Source organism: Streptomyces sp. NPDC046805, from assembly GCF_040645355.1.
In the GTDB taxonomy this organism is placed as follows: domain Bacteria; phylum Actinomycetota; class Actinomycetes; order Streptomycetales; family Streptomycetaceae; genus Streptomyces.
Genome location: NZ_JBEYYC010000004.1, coordinates 1 through 23,300 on the forward strand (window position 1 = coordinate 1; position 23,300 = coordinate 23,300).

Sequence of the window (23,300 nt, forward strand, 5' to 3'; positions counted from 1 at the left end):
CGTACGGCGAGTCGTTGGCGATCGCGACCGCCTCCTCCAGCGAGTCGTAGCCGATCACCGCCATGACCGGTCCGAAGATCTCCTCCCGGGCGATGGTCATGTCCGGGCGGACGTCGGTGAACACGGTCGGGCGCACGTAAGAGCCGGTGTCGAGCCCGTCCGGCCGTCCGGTACCACCGGCAGCCAGGGTCGCGCCTTCGTCGATGCCGACCTGGATGTAGTGCTGCACGTCCTTCCACTGCCGCGGGCTGGCGACCGGGCCGATCTGCGCGCCGCCGTCGGGTGCCCCGACCGTGAGGGCGTTGACCTCGGCGACGATCTTCTCGACGATCTCCGCCTGCCGCGCCCGCGGCACCAGGGTGCGGGTGGCGGCGGCGCAGGTCTGGCCGCTGTTGCGCATCACCGACTCCACCGCGGTGTGCACCGCGGCGTCCACGTCGGCGTCCTCCAGGATGATGTGCGGCGACTTGCCGCCCAGCTCGAGACCGACCCGCTTGACCGAAGGCGCCGCGGCGCGGCTGACCTCGACCCCGCCCGCGGTGGATCCGGTGAACGTGACGATATCGACATCCGGGTGGCTGGCCATCGCGCTGCCGGCCACCGTGCCGGCGCCGTTGATCACGTTGACGACGCCCTGCGGCACGCCGGCGGCGTGCAGGATCTCGGTGAACACGATCCCGGAGAAGGGGGTCAGCCCAGCGATCTTCAGGACCGAGGTGCAGCCGGCGGCGAGCGCGGGTGCCACCTTCTCCGCGAGCTGCAGAGCCGGGTAGTTCCACGGTGCGATCAGAGCGGCGACACCGATCGGCTCGCGCACGACGGTGGTCCTTCCGCGCTGCTCGGTGAACGGGAACGAGCTCAGCTGCTGGGCGGCGATGGAGAACGTCGCGATGCCGCCCGGGACGGCGAGCTCCCGGCTGACGGCCTCCGGCGCGCCGATGTCCGCGACCATCGCGTCCACCATGTCCTCGGAGCGGCGCTGGTACTCGGCGGCGATCGCCTCGAGGAGTTCGATACGCTCGGCGATCGTCGTCTGCGAGTACGTGTCGAAGGCCCGCCTGGCGGCGGCCACGGCCCGATCGACATCGGCCGGCCCGGCGAGGGCGAACTGGCCGTTGGGCTGGTCGGTCACGGGGTCGATGTGCTCAAGTACCGCGGTGTTCTCGGGGGCGATCCACTGCCCGTCGATGTAGATGTGCGGGAACGTACGCATGTGCGGTTCTCCTGGGATAGGAACTCACTGGAACAGGAACTGAGGTGGGAGAGTGGTCAGAGCAGCGTCATGACGGCCTTGGCCTCGAGGTATGCCTCAAGGCCCTCGGCACCGAGCTCGCGTCCCCAGCCGGACTGCTTGTAGCCGCCGGTCGGCATCGCGACATCCGGGCTGGCGGCGCGGATGCGGTCGGCCGGGTCGGCATCGACGTCTCTCCTGGTGGTGAGGGGTATGCCTGGGGCCGGATCGCACGCGGGGCTGCTCTCGGCGGCCCTTCCCCGGGGAGTCAGCGAGGAAGACCCATGGACCGGGCCATCATGGTGTCGAAGGCGCGGTCGGGGAGGAGGCGCCGCAGGCCGATGAGGGGGCGTGCGCTGAAGCCGGTGGCGTAGCGGGTCTTGGGCCGGCGGGCCGTGACGGCCTTGGCGATGGCGTCGGCGATGACGGTGGGCGGGGACATGCGCTTGGCCATGGTCTCGGAGCGCATGGAGGTGGCGACGGCCTCGGCCTGGTCGGAGTAGGCGCCCGCGGCGGAGTACTTCTCCAGCTGGTCGGCGGCGATGCCGCTCCACTCGGTGCGGATGCCGCCGGGTTCGATGACGACGACGTCGATACCGAAGGGCTTGACCTCCATCCGAAGGCAGTCGCTGAGCGCTTCGAGGGCGAACTTGGTGCCGTGGTACCAGCCGCCGAGAGGGGTGTAGATCTTCCCGCCCATCGAGGTGATGTTGACGACCGTCCCGCTGCGCTGGGCACGCATGTGGGGCAGGGCCATCTGGATCAGGCGGACGGCGCCGAAGACGTTGACGTCGAACTGGCGGCGGGCCTCTTCCTGCGAGACGTCCTCCAGGGCGCCGTACGAGCCGTATCCGGCGTTGTTGACCAGGACGTCGATGCGGCCGGTCTCGGAGATGACGCGGTCGACTCCGCTGCGCATGGAGTCGTCGTCGGTGACGTCCATCGCCAGCGGGCGCACGCCGTGTTCGGCGAGCTTGTGCAGGCGGTCGGTGCGGCGGGCTGCTCCGTAGACGGTGTAGCCGAGGTCGATCAGCTTGAGGGCGGTCGCTTCGCCGATGCCGGAGGAGGCGCCGGTCACGAGGGCGGTCTTGGTGGTCATGGAGTCCTCACAACTAGGGGGGTGTGGTTCGTCGGTACCGGCCGGTCAGATTCCGAACTGGGCCTTGATGCCGCCGATGAAGGTGGCGTCGTCGGCGGCGGCGCGGTTGGCGATCAGTTCGGCTGCGGACGAGCCCGCGGGGTAGCGCAGCTGGTCGGTGCCGTCGGTTGCCGCTCGGTAGATGGTCTCGGCGATGACTTCGGGTGCGTCGCCGCCGACGGCGAGCTGCGCCTGCCCTGCGAGGACCGCTTCGACGAGCTTCTGGTACTCGGCGAGGGTCTCGTCGTTGCTGAAGTCGAACGAGCGGCCGCCGAAGTCGGTGTCGACGATGCCCGGCTCGACGATCTTGACGTTGACGCCGATCGCGGCGAGTTCGTAGTGAAGGGCCTCGCTCAGTCCTTCGACGGCGAACTTGCTGCCGTGGTACAGGGTGCCGAGCGGGAAGGTGACCTTGCCGCCGATGGAGGAGACGTTGATGACAGTGCCGCTGCCGTTGGCACGCAGGTGCGGCAGGACGGCCTTGGTCGTCTCCAGCAGGCCCATGACGTTCACGTCGAACTGTCGGCGGACCTTCTCCATCGGAGTCGCCTCCAGCAGACCGTAGGCGCCGTATCCCGCGTTGTTGAGCAGCACGTCGATCCGGCCGAACCGCTCCAGGCCGGCGTCGACGGCCGAGGTGATCGAGTCGGAGTCCTGCACGTCGAGCCGGGTGACGAGCACGTTCTCCAGCGCGGTGAGCTCGGTCTCCTGCTCGGGGCTGCGCATCGTGGCGATCACGTTCCATCCGTGCTCATGGAAGTGCTTCGCGGTCGCCCTGCCGATACCGCTTGAGCTGCCGGTGATGAGGATGGTCCTGGTCACAGTCGTCTCCGTTCCTTCGTCGTGCCCACCGCTGTAGTGGTTCGTGGCTTCCACGCTAGGCGGACAAACCCGACGAAGAACTAGCGAATGACGCCTGCTTTCTTGCTGTTCACGCCACCGGGAGGTGGCGTCTTCTGCGTGTCGAATGGCGCATGTGGCATCCCCGCCGCTGCATGCGGGAACTACCCTGAAGGGATGACATCAGAACGGTTCACCCTGGACCCGGGTACTCGTGCGCTCCTGTACGACCTCGGAATCTCCGTCGCCCATGTGCTGCGGCGGGCGCAGCTTCCGGCCGGCGTCTTCGCGCACGGCCCGGTCATGATGACGGCCGAGGAGTACTACCGGTTCTGGGACGCGCTGGACACCGAGGCGGCAGATCCCGACCTGGCGGTGAGGATCGGGCGCGCACTGTCGGCCGAGGCGTTCAACCCGCCGATCTTCGCGGCGCTGTGCAGCGCGAATCTGCGCACCGCGGCTGAGCGCATCGCCGCGTTCAAGCCGCTCATCGGCCCAGTGAACCTCGGCGTCACCGTCGACCACACCGGGCTGACGATCGCACTCCACTGGCCCGGGGGGCCGACGCCGCCCCCGCTGCTGGTCGCCGCCGAACTCGCCTTCTGGGCAGCACTGGCACGCATGGGCACACGGCGCGATGTGAACCCGACCCGCGTCGCAATGCGCCGGGCTCCGCAGCCTTCACCCGCGACGACCTCCTACTTCGGCACGCAGATCCGCGAAGGGAAGACCGACGCCGTCACCTTCTCCGCCGAGGACGCCTCGCTGCCGTTCCTCACCGAGGACGAGTCCATGTGGAACTTCTTCGCACCAGAACTGCGCCGCCGCCTGTCCGAGCTCGAAACGTCCGCCACCACGGCCGATCGGGTGCGTGCCGCACTCCACGAGCGCCTGCCCGCCGGCGAGAGCTCGATCAACGCCATCGCCGGCCAGCTCATGCTCAGCCCCCGCACGCTCCAGCGACAACTTCAGGCAGAAGACACCAGCTACCAGGCCGTCCTCAGCGACACCAGGGAAAAGCTCGCCCGCCGCTACCTGGCAGACCGATCCCTCCCCACCTCCCAAGTCGCCTACCTCCTCGCCTACGACGACACCAACTCCTTCTACCGGGCCTTCCGCCGCTGGACCGGACTCACCCCGGAAGCCGCACGCGCCGGCGGCCACCTCACCGCTGCGTGATCGGTGTACTGCCACTCAGAAGCTGTTGTCCTTCCGGACGTGATCGACGCGTTTCCGCTGGTCGGAGATGTGGGCGGCGGTTGGTGGACGCCGTCGACCAGCCCGATGAAGTCGCGTTCGCCCGCGCCCTGCCTTCCGTTGTGCCGGGGTGTGTAAAGACAGTGCGCTGGTGCCGGGTCCGGGTCCGGGTCCGGGTGCCGATGACGCGGGCGAAGTCGTTCGATCGGTAGCCGGTGCCGGTGATGATCCGGTCGATGTGAGTGATGCCATGCGCGGCGAACCACACCTTGGCGCGGGCCAGGAATGCGGCGGCGGTCTTGCCCTTCTCGTCGGGGAGTGGCTCGGTGCAGGCCAGCCGGGAGAACCCGTCGATGGCCGAGTGCAGGTAGACGTGGCCGGCCCTCGCGCCAGCGTCCTTGGCCCTGCTCGCGGCCCGGTTCAGGGCGCTGTCGCGGCCGTGGACGCACCATCCGCCGCCCTCGGGGATCCGGCCGACCTTCTTCACGTCCAGATGGACCATGTGGCCGGGCCAGTGGGCGGTGATCTTGCCCGGCACACGGTTCGACTCACTGGGGTCGAGGAAGCGCCGGTGTCCCAGCCGGAGCCGGGTCAGGTGCCGGGCCCACGGTCCGGCGGTTGATGCTGATGCCGTGGGCGGCGAGCTCGTGAGTGATCCGGGAGGCCGACCACTTCTTCTCCCGACGCCAGGTCTCGATCAGGGTGATCCCCTCGGCCGGTGTCGCTCGGGGGCTGCGGTGCTGGGTCGAGGACCGGTCGAGCAGACCGAGATCGCCCTAGCGACGCCACCGGTTGACCCACTTCGAGGCACAGGCGCACCAGATCCCCATCTCGGCGGCCACGTGGGCGATCGGCCTGGCCTGGAGGGCCTGCCCCTCCTGCTACCCCGGTCCTACCGGCCGGTCTTTCAACGTCCTGCCCCGCAACAACAGGCCGGACATCAGACGACGAACACGCATGACGTCTCGTGACCAAACGGTTGGCGGTTGCGGCACTGGTCTGAGAAGCCAACCACAGACAAGGGGGGCTTCCGTAGAAACCCCCATCAGCGCCGCCGAATCGGCGGTGCAGCGGATCCCATTTCACCAAGCGATCGGTTGGTAGGCTGCCCTCATGCAAATGGACTCATCGATCGGCCGGGGCGTGACCGTGGCCCGGACCCCCGACGGCGTCGCCACGATCACCATCGATAATCCGCCGGCGAACACGCTGACCGACGAAGTGATCACGCAGTTGAGTAGCGAGCTCGCCGCGATCGCGGTCGACGCGGAAGTGCGAGCGGTCGTGATCCGCGCCGTCGGTGCCAGAACGTTCGTCGCAGGAGGCGATGTGGGCGAACTGCTTGCCACGGCGGGCGACGCGGAGGCAGCTCGCCAGCACGTGGCCAAGACTCGGAACCTGTTCGATTCACTGGAAGCGCTCCCTCAGCCGGTCGTCGCCGCCGTCAGTGGTCATGCCGTGGGCGGGGGCCTTGAGCTCGTGCTCTGCTGTGATCTGGCGATCGCTTCCGCGCGGGCCCGGTTCGGCCTGCCCGAGGTCGGTCTCGGGCTCATCCCCGGTGCGGGAGGGACCCAGCGTCTACCTCGCGCGATCGGACTCCAAGCGGCGATGGGGATGGTCCTCACCGGAACGCTGATCACCGCCGATGAGGCACTGGCCAGAGGTCTGGTGACGCAGGTTGTCCCTGTTGACGAAGTCCAAGAGGCCGCGCACCTGCTGGCTGCCCGACTGGCAGCCGCTCCCCCGGCCGCGCTGCGCGCCGCCAAGCTGGCGATTCGAAGCACGACGCGGCTTCCCCTTGACGAAGGCCTCGACGGCGAGGCCGATCTCTTCCTGCCTCTGCTGCGGGATCCGGCCACGACAAAGACGCTGCGAGCCTTCTTCGACCGGCGCTAGCGGAGCATGGCCAAGGAGAGGAGGAGAGGTGACCCAGTCCGGGGCCGGTCACAACGTCGTGCGGTCCAGCACCTCCACCACAGACTTCGACAAGTGGCGCGACCTTATCGCCAAGGCTGTTGTCCCGATGTCGAGCGAGCTGACGTCACCGACGCCGTTCAGCGGCGCCATCGCCGCTCTGCGGGTCGGCGACGCAGCGGTCATGCGTGTCCAGTCGGTGGGGCAGGTGGTCGGTCGGGACGCAGCCACGTGCCGACGCCATCCGAGTGGGCTGGTGAAGGTACTCATTCAACGACACGGTCGCGTCGCCACGAACCAGGGCGATCAACGGTCTCTCAGTACGCCGTGCAACATGACGCTCTACGACGTGGACACGCCGTACACGGTGATCGAGTCCGAACACTTCATCGTCGACGTCCTCTTGGTGCCGCGAGCACGCCTGGGCGCCGACGCGCGGATACTCGCGGCGACGCAGGCTCGTCCGATCTCCCTCGAAACCGGGCCCGCCGCCATCTTCGCGTCACACGTCGATCAGTTGCTCACCCGCATCGATGACTGCCATACGGACGTGGCGCTCCGCTTGGCCGATATCGCCATCGACATGCTCGACGTCGCGTTGGGCGCTGCCGTCGGCGTGGGGGTTCCCGGCGAATCGATGCGGAGAACGGCGATCGACTGGATTCGTGCCCACCTGAGTGATGAGGATCTGGATCCCAGTGCTGTCGCGGCCGCGACGGGTCTCTCGCTACGTCACCTGCACCGCGTGTTCGGATTCGCCGGCCTCAGGGTCTCCTCGGTCATCCGGCAGGAGCGGTTGCGTCGCATTCGTGCCGATCTCAGGGATCCGTTGCTCAGCAACCAGACGATCGGAGCCATCGGCGCGCGATGGGGATTCACCGACCAGGCGCAGCTGAGCCGACTCTTCCACCAGGAGTACGGCCTCACTCCACGTGCGTTCCGCAGCATCCTGGCCGACGAAAGGCGCTGAGAGACAAATACGCGGCACTGACGAGCAAACAGTGTGTGACACCGGCCACTTACCGTCGAGGGGTCCTGCTCGCTCCGCACGAGCGCCGATCGCCAAGAGGAGAATTCATGACAGCGACCTCTCTGTCCGGTGCACTCCAGAGTGCCGAGATTCCCAGCTTCGACCGCATCTACATCGGGGGCCAGTGGGTCGATTCGCATGGTGCCGGCCGCATCGAGGTGGTCTCTCCGAGCACCGAGCAGGTCATTGGACACGTGCCCGACCCCGTGACGGCGGATATCGACGACGCGGTGCAGGCGGCCCGCACGGCTTTCGAGTCGACGGCCTGGCGTGAGACCACGCCGGCGGACCGCGCGGCCCTCATCGATCGGATCGCCGACGAGGTGGAACGGCGCATCCCCGCGTTCGCCCACACCTTCGCGGCCGAGATAGGCGCCCCGATCCCAGTCGGAACCGACTTCCACCAGAAGGCGGTCGACATGCTCCGCCAGTACGCCGACCTGGCTCGCTCGACCTCCTATATCGAGGACCGCGACGACCACGGCTCCGCGGTTCGCGTGATCCGCGAGCCCGTCGGGGTGGTCGCGGCGATCATCCCGTGGAACGGCCCCATCGCGGCGGCTGCGTTCAAGATCGGGCCCGCGCTCGCTGCCGGATGCACCGTGGTCTTGAAGCCCTCGCCCGAGGGGCCGCTGACCAGCTACCTGTTCGCGCAGTGCCTGGAAGCCGCCGGCGTTCCGGCTGGTGTCGTCAACGTGGTGGCCGGCGGCCGCGAGATCGGCGAGCATCTCGTGGCCCATGAGGGGATCGACAAGATCGCCTTCACCGGGAGCACCGCCGCCGGACGACAGATCATGCGTCAGGCGAGCGAGCGCATCGCCCGGGTCACACTCGAGCTGGGCGGTAAGTCCGCAGCAATCGTGGCAGAGGACGCCGACGTCGCCGAGGTCCTTCCTGCGTTGCTGCCGGCCGGCATCGGCCACACGGGCCAGGTCTGTGCCGCTATCACGCGCGTCCTTCTGCCCCGCGGCCGCTACGACGAGTTCGTCGGCGCCATGGCCGCCGCGCTGGACTCCATACCGGTCGGCGACCCTTTCGAGCCGACGACCATGCTCGGCCCGATCGCGATGAAGCGCCAGCGCGACAGCATCGAGGAGTACATCCGCGTCGGCGTGGCCGAGGGCGCACGCATCGCCGCCGGCGGTAGCCGTCCCGAAGGGCTCGAGCTGGGCTACTACCTGAGGCCGACGCTGTTCGCCGACGTTCGCAACGACATGCGGATCGCGCGCGAGGAGATCTTCGGCCCGGTGATCGTCGCGATCGCCTACGACGACATCGATGACGCCATCCAGATCGCCAACGACTCGCCCTACGGTCTCTCCGGCGCCGTCTTCACCAAGGACCCCGCCATCGCCGAGAAGGTTGTGCACGGTGTCCGCACCGGGCAGATCTTCGTGAACGGCGCCGGCATGTCCGTGACGCAGCCGTTCGGCGGCTTCAAGCAATCTGGGCTGGGACGCGAGGGCGGCCCTGAGGGACTCGAGGGCTACCTGGAGACCAAGTTCGTCTCGCTCGGGACGGCAGGTGCCGTCTGATGGCCACGAAGACGACCGGCGCCCTGCTGTAAGAACCCGGGACGGGCTCCGGTCGGAGCGTCGAGGAGATCGAGCTCGACCCGCCCAAGCCCGACGAGGTTCTCATCAAGCCGGCCGCCTCGGGGCTGTGTCACTCCCCCGACCATCTCGACCCCGGCGACATCTCGCTGCCGTTCGCACCGGTCCTGGGCGGCCACGAGGGCGCCGGGGTCGTCGTCGAGGTCGGAGACGGCGTCGTGGGCGTCGCCGGGGCGATCATGTCGTGCCGACGTTCCTGCCCTCGTGCGGTCAGTGCCGGTGGTACGCTCTCGGCCTCTCGAACCTGAGCGACGTCGGAGCGGGAGTGCTCGGCGGCAAGGCACCCGACAGGACCAACCGGATCCACGCCCGTGCACAGGCCGTCGGCGCGATGTCGTTCTTCGGCGCCTTCTCGCCCTACGTCGCCCTCTATGAACGGAGCCAGCGGGCCCCGACATTTGCCACCAACGGCCCGGCGCCTCCAGGGTCGGCATCCGTCCCTGGAGCGCGGTCGAGCACGCTGTCCCTCACCGACTCCCGTCGGTGAGGGAGTCGTCAGGCCATCCGGTCCGCTCCGGTACGGACCGCGTCACGAATCCTGGAGTACGTGCCGCACCGGCAGACGTTGCGGATGGAGTCCAGGTCGTCTTCGGTGATGGCGCGACCCTCCGCACGCACCCGATTGACCAAGGCGACCGCGGCCATGATCTGGCCGGGCTGGCAGTAGCCGCACTGGGCGACGTCGCGCTCGATCCAGGCCTCCTGCATCGGGTGCAGTCCGTCCCCTTCGACGGTATCGGCCAGGCCCTCGATCGTGGTGATCTCATCGTCGGGACTGATCGCCCCGATCGGCACGGAGCACGGGTTGAACGCCTTGCCGTTGATGTGCGACGTACAGGCCTTGCACACGTTGATCCCGCAGCCGTACTTGGGGCCGGTGACGCCGAGCAAGTCGCGCAGCACCCACAGGATTCGCACGTCGTCCTCGACGTCGACGGTGACGCGTTCGCCGTTGAGCTGGAAGGTGTGAGTGGGCATGGAGCACCTCAGGAGACGTAGTCGAGACCGTTGGTCGGCGACGCGGGGACGGACGGGATGAACGGCTTCGGCTCGAAATGGAGCGGGGCTGCGAAGTTGATGGGGAACTCGGTCGGCATCTTCCCGGTCGCCCTCGTGTAGGCACAGGCCACCGCGGACATGGACGCAGCGACCCCGGCCTCACCGACGCCGCCGGGCTCCTCCCGGTCGGAATCGACGACCTCGCACACGAAGTCCAGGGGTACGTTCCACTGCCGCGTGTAGGCCGAGTTGTCCCAGCTGGCCTCGAGGAAGTGTCCGTCGACGAGGTGGTTGCTGTACGTCAGGGCCTGCGCAACGCCGTCCATCAGGCCGCCCATCATCTGGGCCTCCACGCCGCGCGGGTTGACCACCAGCCCACAGTCGACGACGACCACTGCCTTGGTGACGCGCGGGCCCGTCACCGCGTCGCGGACCTTGCGGTTCATGGTCTCCGGCCTGCAGTCGATCTCGACGAGCACCGCGGTTGCCCCCTTGTACTCCTTGTGGATGGCGATGCCCTGAGCGGTGCCCGCCGGCATGGGCCGTCCCCAGTTACCCAGGGCGGCGGCGCGGCGGAGCACGTGCTTGACTCTCTCGTGCTTGAGGTGCCGCAGCCGGAACTCGAGGGGGTCCTCCTTGAACCGCTTGGCGAGCTGGTCGATCATCAACTCGTTCGCGCAGCGGACCTCGGGAGAGAAGACGTTGCGCACCGAGCTGGTGTTGAACCGGTGGACGTCGAGGCTGCTCTCGTTGAGAAGCTGGGTGACGATGCCGAAGTTGTAGGGCAGCTCCTGACTGAGCGTGAAAACCGCCTCGGAGAACGTGAGTCCCGCCAGACCGGGGGGTAGGGCGGACGCCTGTGCGGTGAGCCGCTCGCCGAGACCGTGCGTGAAGTCGGTCGGAACGGCGGTGTGTCGCTGCTCGAAGGTGACCACACTGCCGAGCAGCACGGTGGCGCGAATCCGCGAGGTGATCATCGGGTGGACCCGGCCCTGGCGGGGCTCGTCGGCGCGGTGCCACATCAGCTTGACCGGTGCGCCGAACGCCTTGGACGCGCGGGCGGCCTCGATGGCCGCGTCGCTGAACAGCTTGCGTCCGAAGGAGCCGCCGCCCTGGACGACGTTGACGGTGACCTTCGACTGTGGAAGGCCGAGCTCGTCGGCAACCTTCGACTGCGTGTCGATCGGTGACTTCAAGCCCGCCCAGATGGTGGCGGCGTCGGCGCGCACGTCGGCGACCGCACAGTTCGGTTCGAGTGCCGACCCGCTGCGGAAGTGGAAGACGAAGTTGCCCTCGACAGTGGTCGAACCCAGCGGCGCGGGTGCGGCCAGCGGCAGCTCCGCACGGCGCAGCTCGGCGAGGACATCGGTGGATGACTTGCCTGGCACCGTGCCCGGCGCCCAGGAGACGTCGAGGGCGCGGACCGCGTCGATGCACTGCCCGAAGGTCCGTGCCCGTACGGCGACGCCGGTCGCGATGATGGCGACGTGGGTAACACCGGGCATCGCCTCGACGGCTGCCTGGTTGCGGATCTCCCGGGGCTTTCCGTTGAGATCCGGGGCGCGACAGACCATCGTCGGCAGCGCGTCCGGGACGTCGAGGTCCATCGCGAACTGCTTGCGGCCGGTCACGGCGTCTCGTGCGTCGATCCGTCCTTGGGGGATTCCGACCAGTTCTCGGGCAGACAGCGGCTTGAGGGAGACGCTCACCTGGCGGTCGGTCGGGCTGGTCGCCAGGGCGGCGGCCTCGCCGTAGGACAGGGAGTTGCCCAGCGTGTCGAAGATGACGCCTCCCTTGACCACCAAAGTGCTGGCCAGCGCGCCGAGCTGGATCGCGGCGGCGTCGAGCAGCGCCTTGCGGGCCACGGCGGCTGCGACCCGGAACGGTGTGTAGGTGGAGATCGTCGTGTTCGACCCACCGGTGAGCTGGTTGAAGAGCAGCTCGGGCCGCGCCGGTGCCAGCGAGACATGGACGCGCTCCAGCGGCAGGTCGAGCTCTTCTGCGATCAACATCGCAGTCGACGTCGTGATGCCCTGGCCCACCTCCATCCGCGGCATCGCAAAGTGCGCATCCCCGGCCTCATCGATGTGAATGGTGATCAGGTGGGCCGTGGGCGTCCCCGCCTGCGTCACGAGGTCGTTGAGATCGTAGATCTCGGGGATTTGAGGGGCCGAGGAGATCGGAAGGGCCTGGGCCGGCGTGGCTCCGAGGCCGAGGTCGGCCGCCACCACGAGGGTGGCGCCGCCGAGGACGTAGCCGACGAAGGAGCGGCGGCTGAGGCGGCCCGACGGCTGCCCGGATGGATCCTGTGACGGGGAGGTTCCCATGAAAATCTTCTCCGCGCGAGACGACAGTCACGCAAGTGAACCACCAGACGGTTGGTTGGTAAATGATTTCCAACGACATGGCCTGCGGCCCTTTGGCCCCCGGAGCGAGCGGACGGCTACCCAGTCACCCCGGGGGGAGCCGAACCGAAGCACCACCGAAGGCCATGACGTCCACCTGATCCAGAACCTGACACCGACGACCGTGTTCCCGCACGAGTTCGAGCGCCTGCCGGAAGGCCGGCGGGCGGACCTCTCCGCCTCATTCGACTTCGCGCAGGAGATCCGGGACCTGATCGCCATCGGCCACGACCAGGGCGGCTTCCGCCAGGACGTAGATGCGGATTCCATCTCCATCGCGCTCCCCGTTCGCCAGATATGCTTACCAAACGGTTGATTGTTATGTATTCTGGTGCACATGACAACGACGGATGCCACCCTTCGTAACGACGCAGAGCCGAACTCCCCCTCCCTCGCGGAGGTCCTCTGGACGTATGCGTACGCGTATACCGCCGCTCACGACTTCGCGGTGAGCGACCGGATCATGGTGGATGACTACGTCTTGCGGATGGGGTTCCATGCTCTGCGGGGACGCAACGAGCAGTACCAGCCGGCAACCCAGCGCCAGTACAGGCAGTACCCGACTCTCGGGTTCACCGTGCACCGACTGGTGACCAACGGCGAGCGCGCCGCGCTTCACTTCACCGAGCACGGTCGCTCCATGCACGGCGGCGGTGCCGCGGCCTGGCAGGGCGTCAGCCTGTACCGCTGGGACGGCGAACGGCTGACCGAGTGCCGCGTCGAGCAGGACTACTGCTCACGGCGCCGGCAACTCGATTCCGGCGAGCCCCTCCCCGTCGCTTCGCCGGGGATCGACCCCTGGGCGACCGAGCCGATGGCGTCGGACGAGAGCGCCGTGGCCACGGTGAGCGAATGGCTCTCATCGGGGTCATGGCTCCACGACCGGGCGGTGAGCTGGGACGACGGATCGGGTCGGGCCCGCTGGGCCGGCCCGGAGACCGAGGTGCTCGACATCTTCAGCGCCGGGACCAGCGTGGCGTTCCACGCGGTCGTGACCGGGATCTACGCGGGCGGTGTCCCTGGCAGCGATGCCTGTCTCGGAGCCGACGCGGAGATGTTCACGACCGGGATCGTCGACGTGAGCGCTGATGACAGCACCGACTCCGGGAAGGTCGTCGCAGGTCAGCTCGTGACCGATCGTCACAGCATGTTGGCCCGACTGAACAGCTAGGGGTTGCCGCCGACCTGATACTCGTCGGCAACGAGGCCCCGCACGGCGATGTCGGCGAACTCTCGGCCGATCTCCTCCGGCGCCCGCGCGCCGGCGTGGTACCAGCGGTAGATCCAGTTCGTCGAGCCCAGTACCGACAGCGCAGCCAGCGCGGGGTCAAGATCTCGGCGGAAGCCGCCCTGATCCTGGCCGATCACGATGAGGTCGCGAACCTCCTTGACGTAGTCAAACTCCGCCAGCTTGGCCTTGGCTTCCTCAGAGAGTCGCTCGTATTCGTGCAGGTACACGGTCGTGGCGGCAAGGTGCTCGATGAGGTAGACGACATGGCCTTCGACGGCACGGCGCAGGCGTTCGACCGCGTCTCCCCCGCGCCCGGCAAGTGCCCGGAAGTTCTCGACACCGCGAACGTAGACCTCGCGGATGACCTCGTAGAGCAGGTCATCCTTGGAGGTGATGTAGTAGTAAAGACTCCCCTTGAGCAGTCCGAGATCGTCGGCGATCTGCTGCAGCGATGTCGCGGCGTAGCCCTTGTCGGCGAACATTCGGGTGGAGACCTCAAGGATCTCCTTCCAGCGTTCGTCGCTGGGTTTGCGCGAGACCTCCCGGCTACCCGCAACGGCCTTACGGCTGCGCTGGCGCGGAGAGCCAGCAGCCGTCACCTCTGCCTTTGCCACGGTCGACCACCATCCGTTCAGTAGAAGCCCAATCTACCCCAGGACGCCGACGGCCAGCACGGCTGGGGCACGGCACCACAGCATCAGGGGCCTGTTCTACCAAACGTTTGTCTGACAGGATGAGTGACCAGCGTCGCACTAACGCCCGGGGCGATCATTTCTCCGCCCCCCGGTCCGATGGGAGAACTGGCCATGGCTGCACCGACCGATGAGCTCACGATCGTGGGGTTGCTCTCGAAAGGAGCGCGGGAGTTCGCCGATCGCACCGCTTTGGTCGTTGACGAGGACCGTGAGACCTACGCAGGTCTTCTGGATTCTGCGCTGCACGTGGCACGCGCGCTGTCCGGGCTCGGGATCCAGCCGGGCGACCGGGTCGGCATTGTCATGCACAACTCGCTGGACCTTCTTCATGTCCTCTTCGGCTGTTCACTGGCTCGAGCGATCGCGGTCCCGGTCAACAACCGTCTCTCGGCGCGCGAACTCGCCTACATCGTCAACGACTCCGGCATGAGCGCTCTGTTCGTCGGCGACCACGCCCGTGAGGCGGTCGACCTCGCCGGCCGTGTCGCCGAGGCTCTGCCGGGGCTGAGTGACGCCCCTGCCGGGGCGCAGGGTTCCAGCGCGGCAGTGCCCGGCCTCAAGCACGTCTTCCTGCTCGGTGAGCGCGAACTCCCGGGATTCTCCACCCGCTCGGCCCTGCTGGAGTGCGCCACCGGCATCAACGCCGCCGAACTCCTTGACGACGCGAAGACGGCGGGTCCTGAAGACCCGTACATGATGCTGTACACCTCGGGTACCACCGCGAACCCCAAGGGCTGCGTCCTGCCGTTCCGATCGATTGTGAAGACCGGCATCGCCGTCGGCCGCCTCAACTTCGAGGTCACTACCGAGGACCGGCTCTGGAACCCGCTGCCGATGTTCCATGTCAGCGCGCAGGCGCCCCTGACCGGAGTGCTGGATGCCGGCGGCTGTTACATCTCCACCGTCCACTTCGACGGCGACGCGGCACTCGCCCAGATCGAGGCCGAACGCGCGACGGTCCTCTTCCCGGCGTACCCGGCGATCATGCAGCCACTGATCAACGATCCAGCCAAGTCCGCCGCGGCGCTCGCCAAGGTGCGCGCCGTCCTCAACGTAGGGCCGCCCGACCTGCTGGAGAAGTTCCAGGCCGCGCTGCCCGATCACGCTGTTCATGTGAGTTGCTACGGCTCCACCGAGTGCGGCGGCATCGCGGTCATGGGTCGGGTCACCGATCCGCTGGCTGACCGCCTGACCTCGGGCAAGCCTCTGGAAGGTGTGGAGCTGGAGATTCGCGAGCTCTACACCGACGAGCCGATGCCGACCGGCGAGAAGGGCGCGATCTGGATCAAGGGCTACAACCTGTTCCAGCGCTATTGGAACGACGAGGCGAAGACCGCCGAGGTGTACGACACGGACGGCTGGTTCAACACCGGCGACCTCGGCAAGGTCGACGCGAACGGCAACATGACCTTCATGGGCCGCGCCAAGGACATGCTCAAGGTCGGCGGCGAGAACGTTGCCGCGGTCGAGATCGAGAGCTACCTGGTGACGCACCCCGACGTGGTGATGGCCGCTGTCGTCGGCAAGGACGACGCGCGGCTGGACGAGGTGCCGGTCGCGTTCGTCGAGCTCGCCTCCGGGGCCGCGACGTCGCAGGACGAGCTCATCGACTACTGCCGCGCCGGCCTGGCGAAGTTCAAGGTCCCACGGGAGGTGCACGCGATCACAAAGTGGCCGATGTCGACCACCAAGATCCAGAAGTTCAAACTCAAGGAGATGCTCGACGCGGGTAAGTTCGACGCCTGACGCGCCGTCCGCGCACACGAGGCCGCTGCCCGCGAGGGCAGCGGCCTCGTTGCTTGGTCCTGCGACGCGGACATGGCCGGGGAAGGATCCCTCAGAGGAGTTCGAGGATGGTCGCGTTGGCCATGCCGCCGCCCTCGCAGATGGTCTGAAGACCGTAGCGGAGGCCGTTGTCCCGCATGTGGTGGACCAGCGTCGTCATGACCCGCGCGCCGGAGCATCCGAGCGGGTGGCCGAGCGCGATGGCGCCACCGTTGGGGTTGACCCGGTCCGTGTCCGGACCCAGCTCGTCCTCCCAGGCCCCGATCACCGACGCGAACGCCTCGTTGACCTCGAACGCGCCGATGTCGGAGACGCCCAGCCCGGTCTTGCCGAGGATCTTGCGGGTGGCCGGAATGGGCCCGGTCAGCATGGTGACCGGGTCGGCGCCGACCACGACCGAGGAGACGATCCGGGCCATCGGCCGCAGCCCGAGTTCGCGCGCCTTGGTGTCGCTCATGATCAGGACGGCTGACGCGCCGTCGGAGATCTGGGAGGCGTTGCCGGCGGTGACCTTGCCGTTCTCCTTGAACGGGGTCTTCAGGGTGCTCAAGGCCTCCAGCGACGTGCCGCGTCGCACCCCCTCGTCGGTGTCGACGACGGTGCCGTCCGGCGTGGTCACGGGAACGATCTGCTCCTTGAACGCCCCGCTGTCGATCGCGGCGGCGGCACGCTCGTGAGAACGCACCGCGATCGAGTCCAAGCGCTCCTTGGTCAGTCCCCACTTGTCCGCGATCATCTCGGCCCCGACGCCCTGCGGGACGAGTCGGTCACCGTACCGGGCCTTGACCATCGCGCCCTCGGGGTGGCCGCCCTGAACGGTGGAGAACATCGGGACGCGGCTCATCGACTCGACGCCGCCGGCGACGACGATGTCGTAGTGCCCGGCGACGACGGCTGCGTGCGCGAAGGCGGTCGCCTGCTGGGAGGAGCCGCACTGCCGGTCGATCGTCGTTGCCGGCACCGACTCCGGCCAGCCGGCGCCGAGGACGCCGTAGCGGCCGATGTTCATGGCCTGGTCCCCGACCTGGCTGACGCAGCCCCACAGGACGTCGTCAACGGTGGCGGGGTCGAGCTGGTTGCGCTCGGCGAGCGCCTGCAGGACGAGCGCGGACAGGTCGGCCGGATGCACCCCGGAGAGGGCTCCGTTGCGGCGCCCGATCGGTGTACGGACGGCGTCGACGATTACCGCTTCGGTCATGATGTTGTTCCTTCGCTGGGCTGAGTTCGGGTCAGTGGGCGCCAGGGAGCATCGAGTTGTCGGGACCGCCGCCATCGATCCGGATGCGATCGCCGGTCACGTACGAGGCGCCGGGACCGCACAGGAACGAGACCACCGAGGCGACTTCCTCGGGTCGGCAGACGTGACCGAGGGGTGCCGCCGCATCGAGGTCGGAGGCATTGCCGCCGTTGTTGAGCGCGGCGGCGAGCCGATCTCCCATGTCGGTGGCGACCAGGCCAGGGGCAACCAGGTTGATGCGCACGCCGTGGCTTCGTTCTTCGCGCGCCATCACCACGGCTGCGGCTTCGAGCGCCGCCTTCGCGGCCGCATACGGCGCCGTGCGTGGCGGGAGAAGTTCGACGACGGCGCTGGAGACGAACACGATCGAGCCGCGGTTGCGTCGCAACGAGGGCAGCGCCGCCGCGGCGAGCTCGATGTTCGCCAGCGCATGCAGCTGGAACATCCGCGAGTACTCCTCCGCGGCAGTCTCGGCCGCGAGCAGTCCGCGGGACGCGGCCCCGGCATTACCAACCAAGGCCGAGACCTCCCCCCACTCTTCGACCTCGGCGAGCAGACCGGCAGCGGCGCCCGGTTCAGCCAGATCCGCCACGAGGGACCGGGCTTCGCCGCCTGCGGCCTCGACGGCGCCAACCACGTGGGCAGCGGCCTCGACGTCACGCCTGCAGGAGAACGCGACGCGGTGGGTGCGCGCCAACTCGAGCACGATGCCGCGGCCGACGCCACGCGATCCACCGGTCACCAGGGCGATGGGGCGGCTCATGAGCGGTCCACCAGGCGTGCGGTGCCGGAGATCTTCATGCCCTCGGGTGTGCCGACCGTGACGTCGTACTCGTCGGGCTCGGTGGCCGTGGCGGTGACGGTGACGGCATCGCCTTCCAGGACGTTGCCCAGCAGCCGTACCGACAGTGACCGCACCCGCTTGCCAGGCACCTGTGCCGCGAACAGGTTGTAGATCAGCGCGATGGTCGAGGGCCCCTGGTTGACCAGGCGGCCGCCGGTTCCGAGCTTGTCGGCCTCGGCCGGGTCGAAGTGGATCGGGTTCGGGTCGGTGAGAATGAGCGCGAGGGTCTTCATGCGGCTCGCGTGGACGTGGTCGAGGTTCCAGGTCAGTGTGGTCATGCCGGCCGCCTTATGGCGTAGACGTTCGTCACCGTCCCGACCGGCTGGTCCTGGTCGTCGCTCATCGCGAAAGTGCAGGTGGCGAGGTCGAACTCGCCGAGTGCCGCGCCGGACTTGCGGACCAGGCCGGTCACCTCGCCGGTGACGGCGTAGGTGCGGTTGGTCTGGAGTTCGCGTTCGATGTCGATCGTGGTGCTGGCCAGCAGCGGCCCGTCGGCGATGTCGGCTTCGAGAAGCTCGAAGAGCTCATCGACGCTGCAGCCCATGCCGCGTTGCGCTGCGATGAAGGCCATCACCGGATGGGGCGCCGCGTCGGGAACCGAGTAGAGCGCGTCGTGCGCCAGCCAGTTCTCGTAGTCGGCGAGCTTGAAGGTGCCGCCGGGCACCCGCCGGCCGATCAGGTGGCCGAGCGGATGACTGGCGGTCTCGGCGCCGGACTTGCCGGCCGCGTTCGAGGGAGTCTCGGTCATCAGAAGGACCTCGGAAGACCGAACGACTCGGCGATGCCGTTGCGGGCCATCTCGTTGGTGACCGGGCCGATGCGGAAGAGGCGGACGTCGCGCCAGTACCGCTGCATGTTGGTCTCGGCCGAGTAGCCCATGCCGCCGAGGATCTGGAGTCCGAGGTCAGCGCCCTGGCCGGCGAGCTCCGACGCGACGACCTTGGCCATGTTGGAGGCGACACCCGCGTTCTGTCCGGTCGCCTGCAGCCAGGCGGCGCGGAACACCATGAGTTCGGCCTGGTCGCGCCACATCGCGATGTTGGCGACGTGGTGCTGCAGGGCCTGGAAGCGGCCGATCTTGCCGCCGAACGCCTCGCGCTCGTTCATGTACTGGATGGCGTCCTCGAGGACGCCGTCGAGGATGCCGACGCAGAACGAGGAGAGCATGACGCGCTCGTTGTTGAGGGTGGGCAGCAGCATGTACCAGGCGCGACCGGGCTCACCGAGGACGTTCTCGTCCGGCACGAAGACCTCGTCGAGGAACACGTCGCACGAGCCGAGGGAGCGCATGCCGAGCTTGGGAATCTCCCTGATGGTCACGCCCTTGGACTTGGTCGGGAGGATGAACAGGGTCAGGCCCTCGGTGCGCTTGTTGACGTAGTCCTCCGAGCGCGCGAGGAGCAGGATGTAGTCGGCGACGTGAGCCATCGAGCTCCACGTCTTCTGCCCGTTGATGACCCAGCCGCCGTCGACCTTGGTGGCGCGGGTGCGCATCGCACCGAGCACGTCGGTGCCGCCGCCGGGCTCGGTGAACCCGATCGCCCACTTCTCCTGTCCGGCCGCGATCCGCGGCAGGTGCTTCTTCTTCTGGGCGTCGTTGCCGTAGAGGCCGACCGACTTGCTGCCGGCGAAGGAGGTGATGCCCCAGACCCAGGTGAGGCCGGCCAGCGAGCGCGAGAGGCCGCGGGCCAGCAGCATCTGGGTGAGGATGTCGCCGCCCTGGCCGCCGTACTCCTCGTCGATGCCGACGCCGTGGAAGCCGGCGGCCGCCATCTTGTCGAAGAGCTCGTTGGGGAAGTCGTGCTCGTGCTTCTCCCACTCCAGTGCCGCCGACTTCGGCGCTTCGCGCTCGACCCAGTCGTGAATGAAGTTGACGAAGTCCTGCTGTTCTTCGGTGAGGCTGAAGTCCATGATGTTTCTCCTGTGCTGGTGCTGAGATGGGTTCGAGGGCGATGCGCGGGCCGACTGGTCGGTTCGGCCCGGATCAGGGGCGGATCAGCACCTTGCCGACGGCTTGGCCGCCGGCAAGGCGGGCAACCGCCTCAGCGGTCGCGTCGAGCGGGTGGACCGAGTCGACAGCCGGCTCGATTCCGGCGGAGGCGATGAGTGCGACGAGGTCGCGCAGGTCGCTGATGGTGCCCATGGAGGACCCGAGGATCCGCACGTGCGGGATGAAGACGCGGAACAGGTCGACGGTGACCGATCCGCCGGTGGTCGCGCCGGAGACCACGACGGCGCCTCCGGGCTTGACCGAGCGCAGTGAGTGCTCCCACGTGGCTTGACCGACGGTCTCGATGACCAGGTCGACGCGCTGGGGCAGTCGTCCGCCGCTCTCGAGCACGACGTGCGCGCCCATTGCCTCTGCAACGGCGCGGCCGTCCTCGGTCCGGGCCGTGACGTGGACCTGGAGCCCGCCGGCGATCGCGAGGCTGATGGCCGCCTGTGCGACGCCGCCGGTGGCGCCTTGGACGAGCACGGACTGACCGGGGCGGGCCTCACCGACGCCGTAGAGCATCCGGTAGGCGGTCAGCCAGGCGGTCGGCAAGCATGCTGCGGTCTCGAAGCTCATCGAGGAGGGCTTGTCGACGAGGTTGCGTGTCGGAACCCAGATTGCGTCGGCGGCGCCGCCGGTCGTGCGTTCGGCGAGCATGGCCCGCGCCGGGTCCAGCAGTTCGCTGCCGGTCGGGTTGGCGGGGTCGGTAACGAGGCTGTGGACGAGGACCTCGCGTCCCTCGGCGGTCACCCCGGCGACGTCGGAACCGACACCGAGGGGGAACTGCTCGGGTTTGACTCCGACTCCGCGAATCGACCACAGGTCGTGCTGGTTCAGCGCGGTCGCCTTGACGTCGACGCGCACCCAGCCCGGACGCTCCTCGGGGGCCGGCAGGTCGACGATGTCGATGACGTCGGCGGGACGCTTGGACACCTGCGTTGCGATGGCTCGCTTCATCGGGTCTCCTGACCGGGTTGAGGGGGTACATCGGGGGTGAGGTCCCGGAAGGGTGAGGCGACCTGGGGAAGCGGCCCGGCCGGCGACGGGTGGTCGAGGAGGGCTCCGCGAGCAGCGTGCTGCGCGTCCTTGGGCAAGTCCCTGACGGAGTTCACGGCCGTCACACATGTGTCGGGCCGTTCCAGGAGGCTGGTCCAGTATTCGAGCGTGTTGGTGGCGAACAGGTCCTGCATGTCGGCGACCAGCGCCGGGTCGGTCTGCCGCGCGGCCCATTCGGGATGTCCGAGGAGTTCGACGGTGGTGAGCCAGAACTTCGGTTCGACGGCGGCGACCGCAATGCGGCCGTCGTCGGAGGTGCGGTAGACCGCGTAACAGGGTGAGAAGCCGTCCAGCGGCGTTCGCACTTCCTCGGCGAGTGTCGCGGCGCCGAGTTCCTGCGCGATCGACATTCCGCCGATGACCATCGCCGCGTCGGCCAGCGCGAGGTCGACGACGCCACCGCGGCCCTCGACGCGCGCACGGGCGACGCCGGCGGCGATCGCGAGAGCGGCGAGCAGGCCGCCGCCGAGATCGGCTGCGAAGACCTCAGGGATCTTGGTTCCCGGCGAGAGCAGCCCGGCTCGTCCGACGAAGTTGAGGTCGTGACCGGCGAAGTCGGCCCTCGGTCCGTTCTGGCCGTAGCCGCTCAGGGAAACTGCGGTGATCTCGGGGTTGGCCGTCAGGAGGACGTCGGGGCCGAGGCCGAGTCGGGCCATGACTCCGGGACGGAAGCTGTCGATGATCGCGTCGGCTCCGGCGACCAGCTCAAGAAGCCGAGCCCGATCGCCGTCGTCGCGCAGGTCGAGTTCGACCGACTCCTTGCCCCGATCCAGGTATTGGTGCTGCACCGATGAGTCGGGGCCGACGCGCGGCGCGAGATAGCGGGTGGCGTCGAGGTCACCGGGGCGTTCGACCTTGATCACGCGAGCGCCGAGGTCAGCCAGCAGCATCGTCGCCGTGCCACCGGGCAGCATTCTGGTGAGATCGATGACCGTCGTTCCGACCAGGGGGCGCCAGTTGCTCATCGCAGCATCCCCCGCCCGACGATGTCCTTCATGATCTCGTTGGCGCCGCCGTAGATCCGCTGGATGCGCGCATCACGCCACATACGCGCGATCGGGTATTCCTCCATGAATCCGCTGCCGCCGAAGAACTGGAGGCCCTGATCGAGGACTTCGCCTTCCAGGTCGGTTGCCCAATATTTGGCTCCGGCGGCATCTTCGGCCGAAAGCTCGCCCTCGACCAACGCGGTGACACAGGCGTCGATGTGGCTGCGCGCGACCTGGACGGCGGTGTGCATCTCGGCGAGCCGGTGCAGCACTGCCTGGTGTCGGGCGATCGGGCGGCCGAACGAGGTGCGCAGCGAGGTGTGCTCAAGGGTGAGCCGCAGTGCCCGCGCGGCATTCTCGACCGCGTAGACCGCGATGGAAAGGCGTTCGCGCGCCAGGTTGCGCTTGACCAGGTCGAACGCACGTCCGCGTTCACCGAGGAGGTTGGCGGCCGGGACCCGGACGCCTTCGAGGAACACCTCGGCGGTGTCCTGACCATGGCGCCCGATCTTCTCCAACGGTGTGCCGCGACTGAGACCGGGAGTCCCCTGCTCGACCACGACCAGGCTCATCCCGTCGACGTCCTTGGCGAGGACGATGACCAGATCGGCAACGGATCCGTTGGTGATGAACGTCTTGGATCCGTCGAGCACGAGCTCGTCATCGTCGTGCCGGACGGTCGTGCGGATGGCGGCCAGGTCGGATCCGGCGTACGGCTCGGTCATCGCGATGGCCGTGATCGTCTCGCCGGAGGTGAATCCGGGCAGCCACCTGGCCCGCTGCTCGTCTGTGGCGAACTCGATCAGGTAGGGGGCGACGATGTCGTTGTGCAGGGAGAAGCCATCGGTGACGACGCCGGCCGCCGCGACCTCTTCAGCGATGACCGCGTTGTAGCGGAAGTCGTCGATACCGAGGCCCCCGTGCTGCTCGGGCGCCTCGAAACCGAGGAATCCAGCCTTTCCGGCAGCGCGCCAGAAATCCCGCGAATGTGTGCCGGCAGCCGTCCATTCCTCGCTGTTCGGCAATGCTTCGGCCGCGAGGAACTGCCGGAAACCTGCCCGGAAGTCCTCATGGTCGGCGGTGTAGAGAGTGCGTCGCATCGT

23 protein-coding genes and 1 pseudogene are annotated in these 23,300 nt (G+C 68.2%); 8 read left to right on the forward strand and 16 right to left on the reverse strand.

The annotated features are described in order from the left end of the window. From ABZ910_RS06110 to ABZ910_RS06125, 4 genes are all read right to left on the reverse strand, one after another. Positions 1–1,213 (reverse strand): aldehyde dehydrogenase family protein (locus ABZ910_RS06110; protein WP_361360001.1); only part of this gene is annotated, 1,213 nt, incomplete at its 3' end. Between the two features lie 56 nt (positions 1,214–1,269). Then, entirely contained in the window at positions 1,270–1,371 is a 102-nt protein-coding gene (locus ABZ910_RS06115) for an aldehyde dehydrogenase family protein (protein WP_361360003.1), read from the reverse strand. A gap of 128 nt (positions 1,372–1,499) precedes the next feature. After that, on the reverse strand, positions 1,500–2,330 hold the full coding sequence (locus ABZ910_RS06120) for an oxidoreductase (RefSeq protein WP_361360006.1): 831 nt from the start codon (positions 2,328–2,330) through the stop codon (positions 1,500–1,502). 45 nt (positions 2,331–2,375) lie between these two features. Further along, positions 2,376–3,191, reverse strand: coding sequence for an SDR family oxidoreductase (locus ABZ910_RS06125; RefSeq protein ID WP_361360009.1), 816 nt, complete (start codon positions 3,189–3,191; stop codon positions 2,376–2,378). Between the two features lie 195 nt (positions 3,192–3,386). Between ABZ910_RS06125 and ABZ910_RS06130 the strand changes: the two genes are divergently transcribed. Then, complete coding sequence (locus ABZ910_RS06130; RefSeq protein ID WP_361360012.1) at positions 3,387–4,388, forward strand: AraC family transcriptional regulator ligand-binding domain-containing protein; 1,002 nt, start codon at positions 3,387–3,389, stop codon at positions 4,386–4,388. Here the strand turns inward: ABZ910_RS06130 and ABZ910_RS06135 are convergent. Next, positions 4,375–5,269 (reverse strand): annotated as a pseudogene (locus ABZ910_RS06135) (leucine zipper domain-containing protein); the annotation flags it as partial. The gene ABZ910_RS06130 and the pseudogene ABZ910_RS06135 sit on opposite strands and share 14 nt — an antisense overlap. Before the next feature lie 256 nt (positions 5,270–5,525). On the opposite strand from ABZ910_RS06135, the gene ABZ910_RS06140 reads away from it, so the two are divergent. The 4 genes from ABZ910_RS06140 (at position 5,526) to ABZ910_RS06155 (ending at position 9,211) form a co-directional block, all read left to right on the forward strand. Next, positions 5,526–6,302 (forward strand): enoyl-CoA hydratase/isomerase family protein, encoded by a 777-nt coding sequence (locus ABZ910_RS06140; RefSeq protein ID WP_361360015.1) that lies wholly within the window; start codon positions 5,526–5,528, stop codon positions 6,300–6,302. Positions 6,303–6,330: 28 nt separating this feature from the next. Then, positions 6,331–7,290 (forward strand): helix-turn-helix domain-containing protein, encoded by a 960-nt coding sequence (locus ABZ910_RS06145; protein ID WP_361360017.1) that lies wholly within the window; start codon positions 6,331–6,333, stop codon positions 7,288–7,290. 107 nt (positions 7,291–7,397) lie between these two features. Continuing rightward, positions 7,398–8,885, forward strand: a complete 1,488-nt coding sequence (locus ABZ910_RS06150) for an aldehyde dehydrogenase (protein ID WP_361360615.1) — start codon at positions 7,398–7,400, stop codon at positions 8,883–8,885. Positions 8,886–8,953: 68 nt separating this feature from the next. Next, the gene (locus tag ABZ910_RS06155; RefSeq protein WP_361360617.1) at positions 8,954–9,211 is read left to right on the forward strand and encodes an alcohol dehydrogenase catalytic domain-containing protein; all 258 of its coding nucleotides are present in this window, start codon (positions 8,954–8,956) and stop codon (positions 9,209–9,211) included. 247 nt (positions 9,212–9,458) lie between these two features. Here the strand turns inward: ABZ910_RS06155 and ABZ910_RS06160 are convergent, their stop codons facing one another. Then, entirely contained in the window at positions 9,459–9,941 is a 483-nt protein-coding gene (locus tag ABZ910_RS06160) for a (2Fe-2S)-binding protein (RefSeq protein WP_361360020.1), read from the reverse strand. A gap of 8 nt (positions 9,942–9,949) precedes the next feature. Continuing rightward, complete coding sequence (locus ABZ910_RS06165) at positions 9,950–12,289, reverse strand: molybdopterin cofactor-binding domain-containing protein (protein ID WP_361360023.1); 2,340 nt, start codon at positions 12,287–12,289, stop codon at positions 9,950–9,952. Between ABZ910_RS06165 and ABZ910_RS06170 the strand changes: the two genes are divergently transcribed. Both ABZ910_RS06170 and ABZ910_RS06175 read left to right on the forward strand, forming a co-directional pair. Next, positions 12,288–12,683: a hypothetical protein gene (locus tag ABZ910_RS06170; protein WP_361360026.1), complete on the forward strand. Its 396-nt coding sequence runs from the start codon at positions 12,288–12,290 to the stop codon at positions 12,681–12,683. The two genes, ABZ910_RS06165 and ABZ910_RS06170, sit on opposite strands and share 2 nt — an antisense overlap. 21 nt (positions 12,684–12,704) lie before the next feature. Further along, on the forward strand, positions 12,705–13,538 hold the full coding sequence (locus tag ABZ910_RS06175; RefSeq protein WP_361360029.1) for a nuclear transport factor 2 family protein: 834 nt from the start codon (positions 12,705–12,707) through the stop codon (positions 13,536–13,538). On the opposite strand, the gene ABZ910_RS06180 is transcribed toward ABZ910_RS06175, so the two are convergent. After that, positions 13,535–14,212 carry a TetR/AcrR family transcriptional regulator gene (locus tag ABZ910_RS06180; RefSeq protein WP_361360032.1) on the reverse strand — a complete coding sequence of 226 codons (678 nt, stop codon included), beginning with the start codon at positions 14,210–14,212 and terminating at the stop codon, positions 13,535–13,537. The genes ABZ910_RS06175 and ABZ910_RS06180 overlap by 4 nt on opposite strands. A gap of 192 nt (positions 14,213–14,404) precedes the next feature. Here ABZ910_RS06180 and ABZ910_RS06185 point away from each other — a divergent pair, with 192 nt between their 5' ends. Then, positions 14,405–16,039, forward strand: a complete 1,635-nt coding sequence (locus ABZ910_RS06185) for a class I adenylate-forming enzyme family protein (RefSeq protein ID WP_361360035.1) — start codon at positions 14,405–14,407, stop codon at positions 16,037–16,039. A 91-nt stretch (positions 16,040–16,130) separates the two neighbouring features. On the opposite strand, the gene ABZ910_RS06190 is transcribed toward ABZ910_RS06185, so the two are convergent. From ABZ910_RS06190 to ABZ910_RS06225, 8 genes are all read right to left on the reverse strand, one after another. Beyond that, complete coding sequence (locus ABZ910_RS06190) at positions 16,131–17,276, reverse strand: thiolase family protein (RefSeq protein ID WP_361360038.1); 1,146 nt, start codon at positions 17,274–17,276, stop codon at positions 16,131–16,133. Positions 17,277–17,307: 31 nt separating this feature from the next. Beyond that, positions 17,308–18,078: an SDR family oxidoreductase gene (locus ABZ910_RS06195; protein ID WP_361360041.1), complete on the reverse strand. Its 771-nt coding sequence runs from the start codon at positions 18,076–18,078 to the stop codon at positions 17,308–17,310. After that, positions 18,075–18,437 carry a MaoC family dehydratase gene (locus ABZ910_RS06200; protein ID WP_361360044.1) on the reverse strand — a complete coding sequence of 121 codons (363 nt, stop codon included), beginning with the start codon at positions 18,435–18,437 and terminating at the stop codon, positions 18,075–18,077. Before ABZ910_RS06200 ends, ABZ910_RS06195 begins: the two co-directional genes overlap by 4 nt. Further along, positions 18,434–18,907, reverse strand: a complete 474-nt coding sequence (locus ABZ910_RS06205) for a hypothetical protein (RefSeq protein WP_361360047.1) — start codon at positions 18,905–18,907, stop codon at positions 18,434–18,436. The genes ABZ910_RS06200 and ABZ910_RS06205 overlap by 4 nt, the downstream gene beginning before the upstream one ends. Continuing rightward, a complete protein-coding gene (locus ABZ910_RS06210) occupies positions 18,907–20,070 on the reverse strand; it encodes an acyl-CoA dehydrogenase family protein (RefSeq protein ID WP_361360050.1) in 1,164 nt (387 codons plus the stop codon). The genes ABZ910_RS06205 and ABZ910_RS06210 overlap by 1 nt, the downstream gene beginning before the upstream one ends. Positions 20,071–20,143: 73 nt before the next feature. Further along, positions 20,144–21,109: a zinc-binding dehydrogenase gene (locus tag ABZ910_RS06215; RefSeq protein ID WP_361360053.1), complete on the reverse strand. Its 966-nt coding sequence runs from the start codon at positions 21,107–21,109 to the stop codon at positions 20,144–20,146. Then, on the reverse strand, positions 21,106–22,173 hold the full coding sequence (locus ABZ910_RS06220) for a CaiB/BaiF CoA-transferase family protein (protein ID WP_361360056.1): 1,068 nt from the start codon (positions 22,171–22,173) through the stop codon (positions 21,106–21,108). Before ABZ910_RS06220 ends, ABZ910_RS06215 begins: the two co-directional genes overlap by 4 nt. Then, complete coding sequence (locus ABZ910_RS06225) at positions 22,170–23,297, reverse strand: acyl-CoA dehydrogenase family protein (protein WP_361360059.1); 1,128 nt, start codon at positions 23,295–23,297, stop codon at positions 22,170–22,172. Before ABZ910_RS06225 ends, ABZ910_RS06220 begins: the two co-directional genes overlap by 4 nt. Positions 23,298–23,300: the final 3 nt, after the last annotated feature.

Excerpts from the sequence above, each read along its gene's own strand:
- ABZ910_RS06220 (WP_361360056.1), bottom strand. The coding sequence starts at position 22,173 with ATGAGCAACTGGCGCCCCCTGGTCGGAACGACGGTCATCGATCTCACC.
- ABZ910_RS06120 (WP_361360006.1), bottom strand. The coding sequence starts at position 2,330 with ATGACCACCAAGACCGCCCTCGTGACCGGCGCCTCCTCCGGCATCGGC.
- ABZ910_RS06140 (WP_361360015.1), top strand. The coding sequence starts at position 5,526 with ATGGACTCATCGATCGGCCGGGGCGTGACCGTGGCCCGGACCCCCGAC.
- ABZ910_RS06185 (WP_361360035.1), top strand. The coding sequence starts at position 14,405 with ATGGCTGCACCGACCGATGAGCTCACGATCGTGGGGTTGCTCTCGAAA.
- ABZ910_RS06195 (WP_361360041.1), bottom strand. The coding sequence starts at position 18,078 with ATGAGCCGCCCCATCGCCCTGGTGACCGGTGGATCGCGTGGCGTCGGC.
- ABZ910_RS06130 (WP_361360012.1), top strand. The coding sequence starts at position 3,387 with ATGACATCAGAACGGTTCACCCTGGACCCGGGTACTCGTGCGCTCCTG.
- ABZ910_RS06165 (WP_361360023.1), bottom strand. The coding sequence starts at position 12,289 with ATGGGAACCTCCCCGTCACAGGATCCATCCGGGCAGCCGTCGGGCCGC.
- ABZ910_RS06150 (WP_361360615.1), top strand. The coding sequence starts at position 7,398 with ATGACAGCGACCTCTCTGTCCGGTGCACTCCAGAGTGCCGAGATTCCC.
- ABZ910_RS06225 (WP_361360059.1), bottom strand. The coding sequence starts at position 23,297 with ATGCGACGCACTCTCTACACCGCCGACCATGAGGACTTCCGGGCAGGT.
- ABZ910_RS06175 (WP_361360029.1), top strand. The coding sequence starts at position 12,705 with ATGACAACGACGGATGCCACCCTTCGTAACGACGCAGAGCCGAACTCC.
- ABZ910_RS06160 (WP_361360020.1), bottom strand. The coding sequence starts at position 9,941 with ATGCCCACTCACACCTTCCAGCTCAACGGCGAACGCGTCACCGTCGAC.
- ABZ910_RS06215 (WP_361360053.1), bottom strand. The coding sequence starts at position 21,109 with ATGAAGCGAGCCATCGCAACGCAGGTGTCCAAGCGTCCCGCCGACGTC.
- ABZ910_RS06205 (WP_361360047.1), bottom strand. The coding sequence starts at position 18,907 with ATGACCGAGACTCCCTCGAACGCGGCCGGCAAGTCCGGCGCCGAGACC.
- ABZ910_RS06200 (WP_361360044.1), bottom strand. The coding sequence starts at position 18,437 with ATGACCACACTGACCTGGAACCTCGACCACGTCCACGCGAGCCGCATG.
- ABZ910_RS06210 (WP_361360050.1), bottom strand. The coding sequence starts at position 20,070 with ATGGACTTCAGCCTCACCGAAGAACAGCAGGACTTCGTCAACTTCATT.
- ABZ910_RS06115 (WP_361360003.1), bottom strand. The coding sequence starts at position 1,371 with ATGCCGACCGGCGGCTACAAGCAGTCCGGCTGGGGACGCGAGCTCGGT.
- ABZ910_RS06190 (WP_361360038.1), bottom strand. The coding sequence starts at position 17,276 with ATGACCGAAGCGGTAATCGTCGACGCCGTCCGTACACCGATCGGGCGC.
- ABZ910_RS06170 (WP_361360026.1), top strand. The coding sequence starts at position 12,288 with ATGAAAATCTTCTCCGCGCGAGACGACAGTCACGCAAGTGAACCACCA.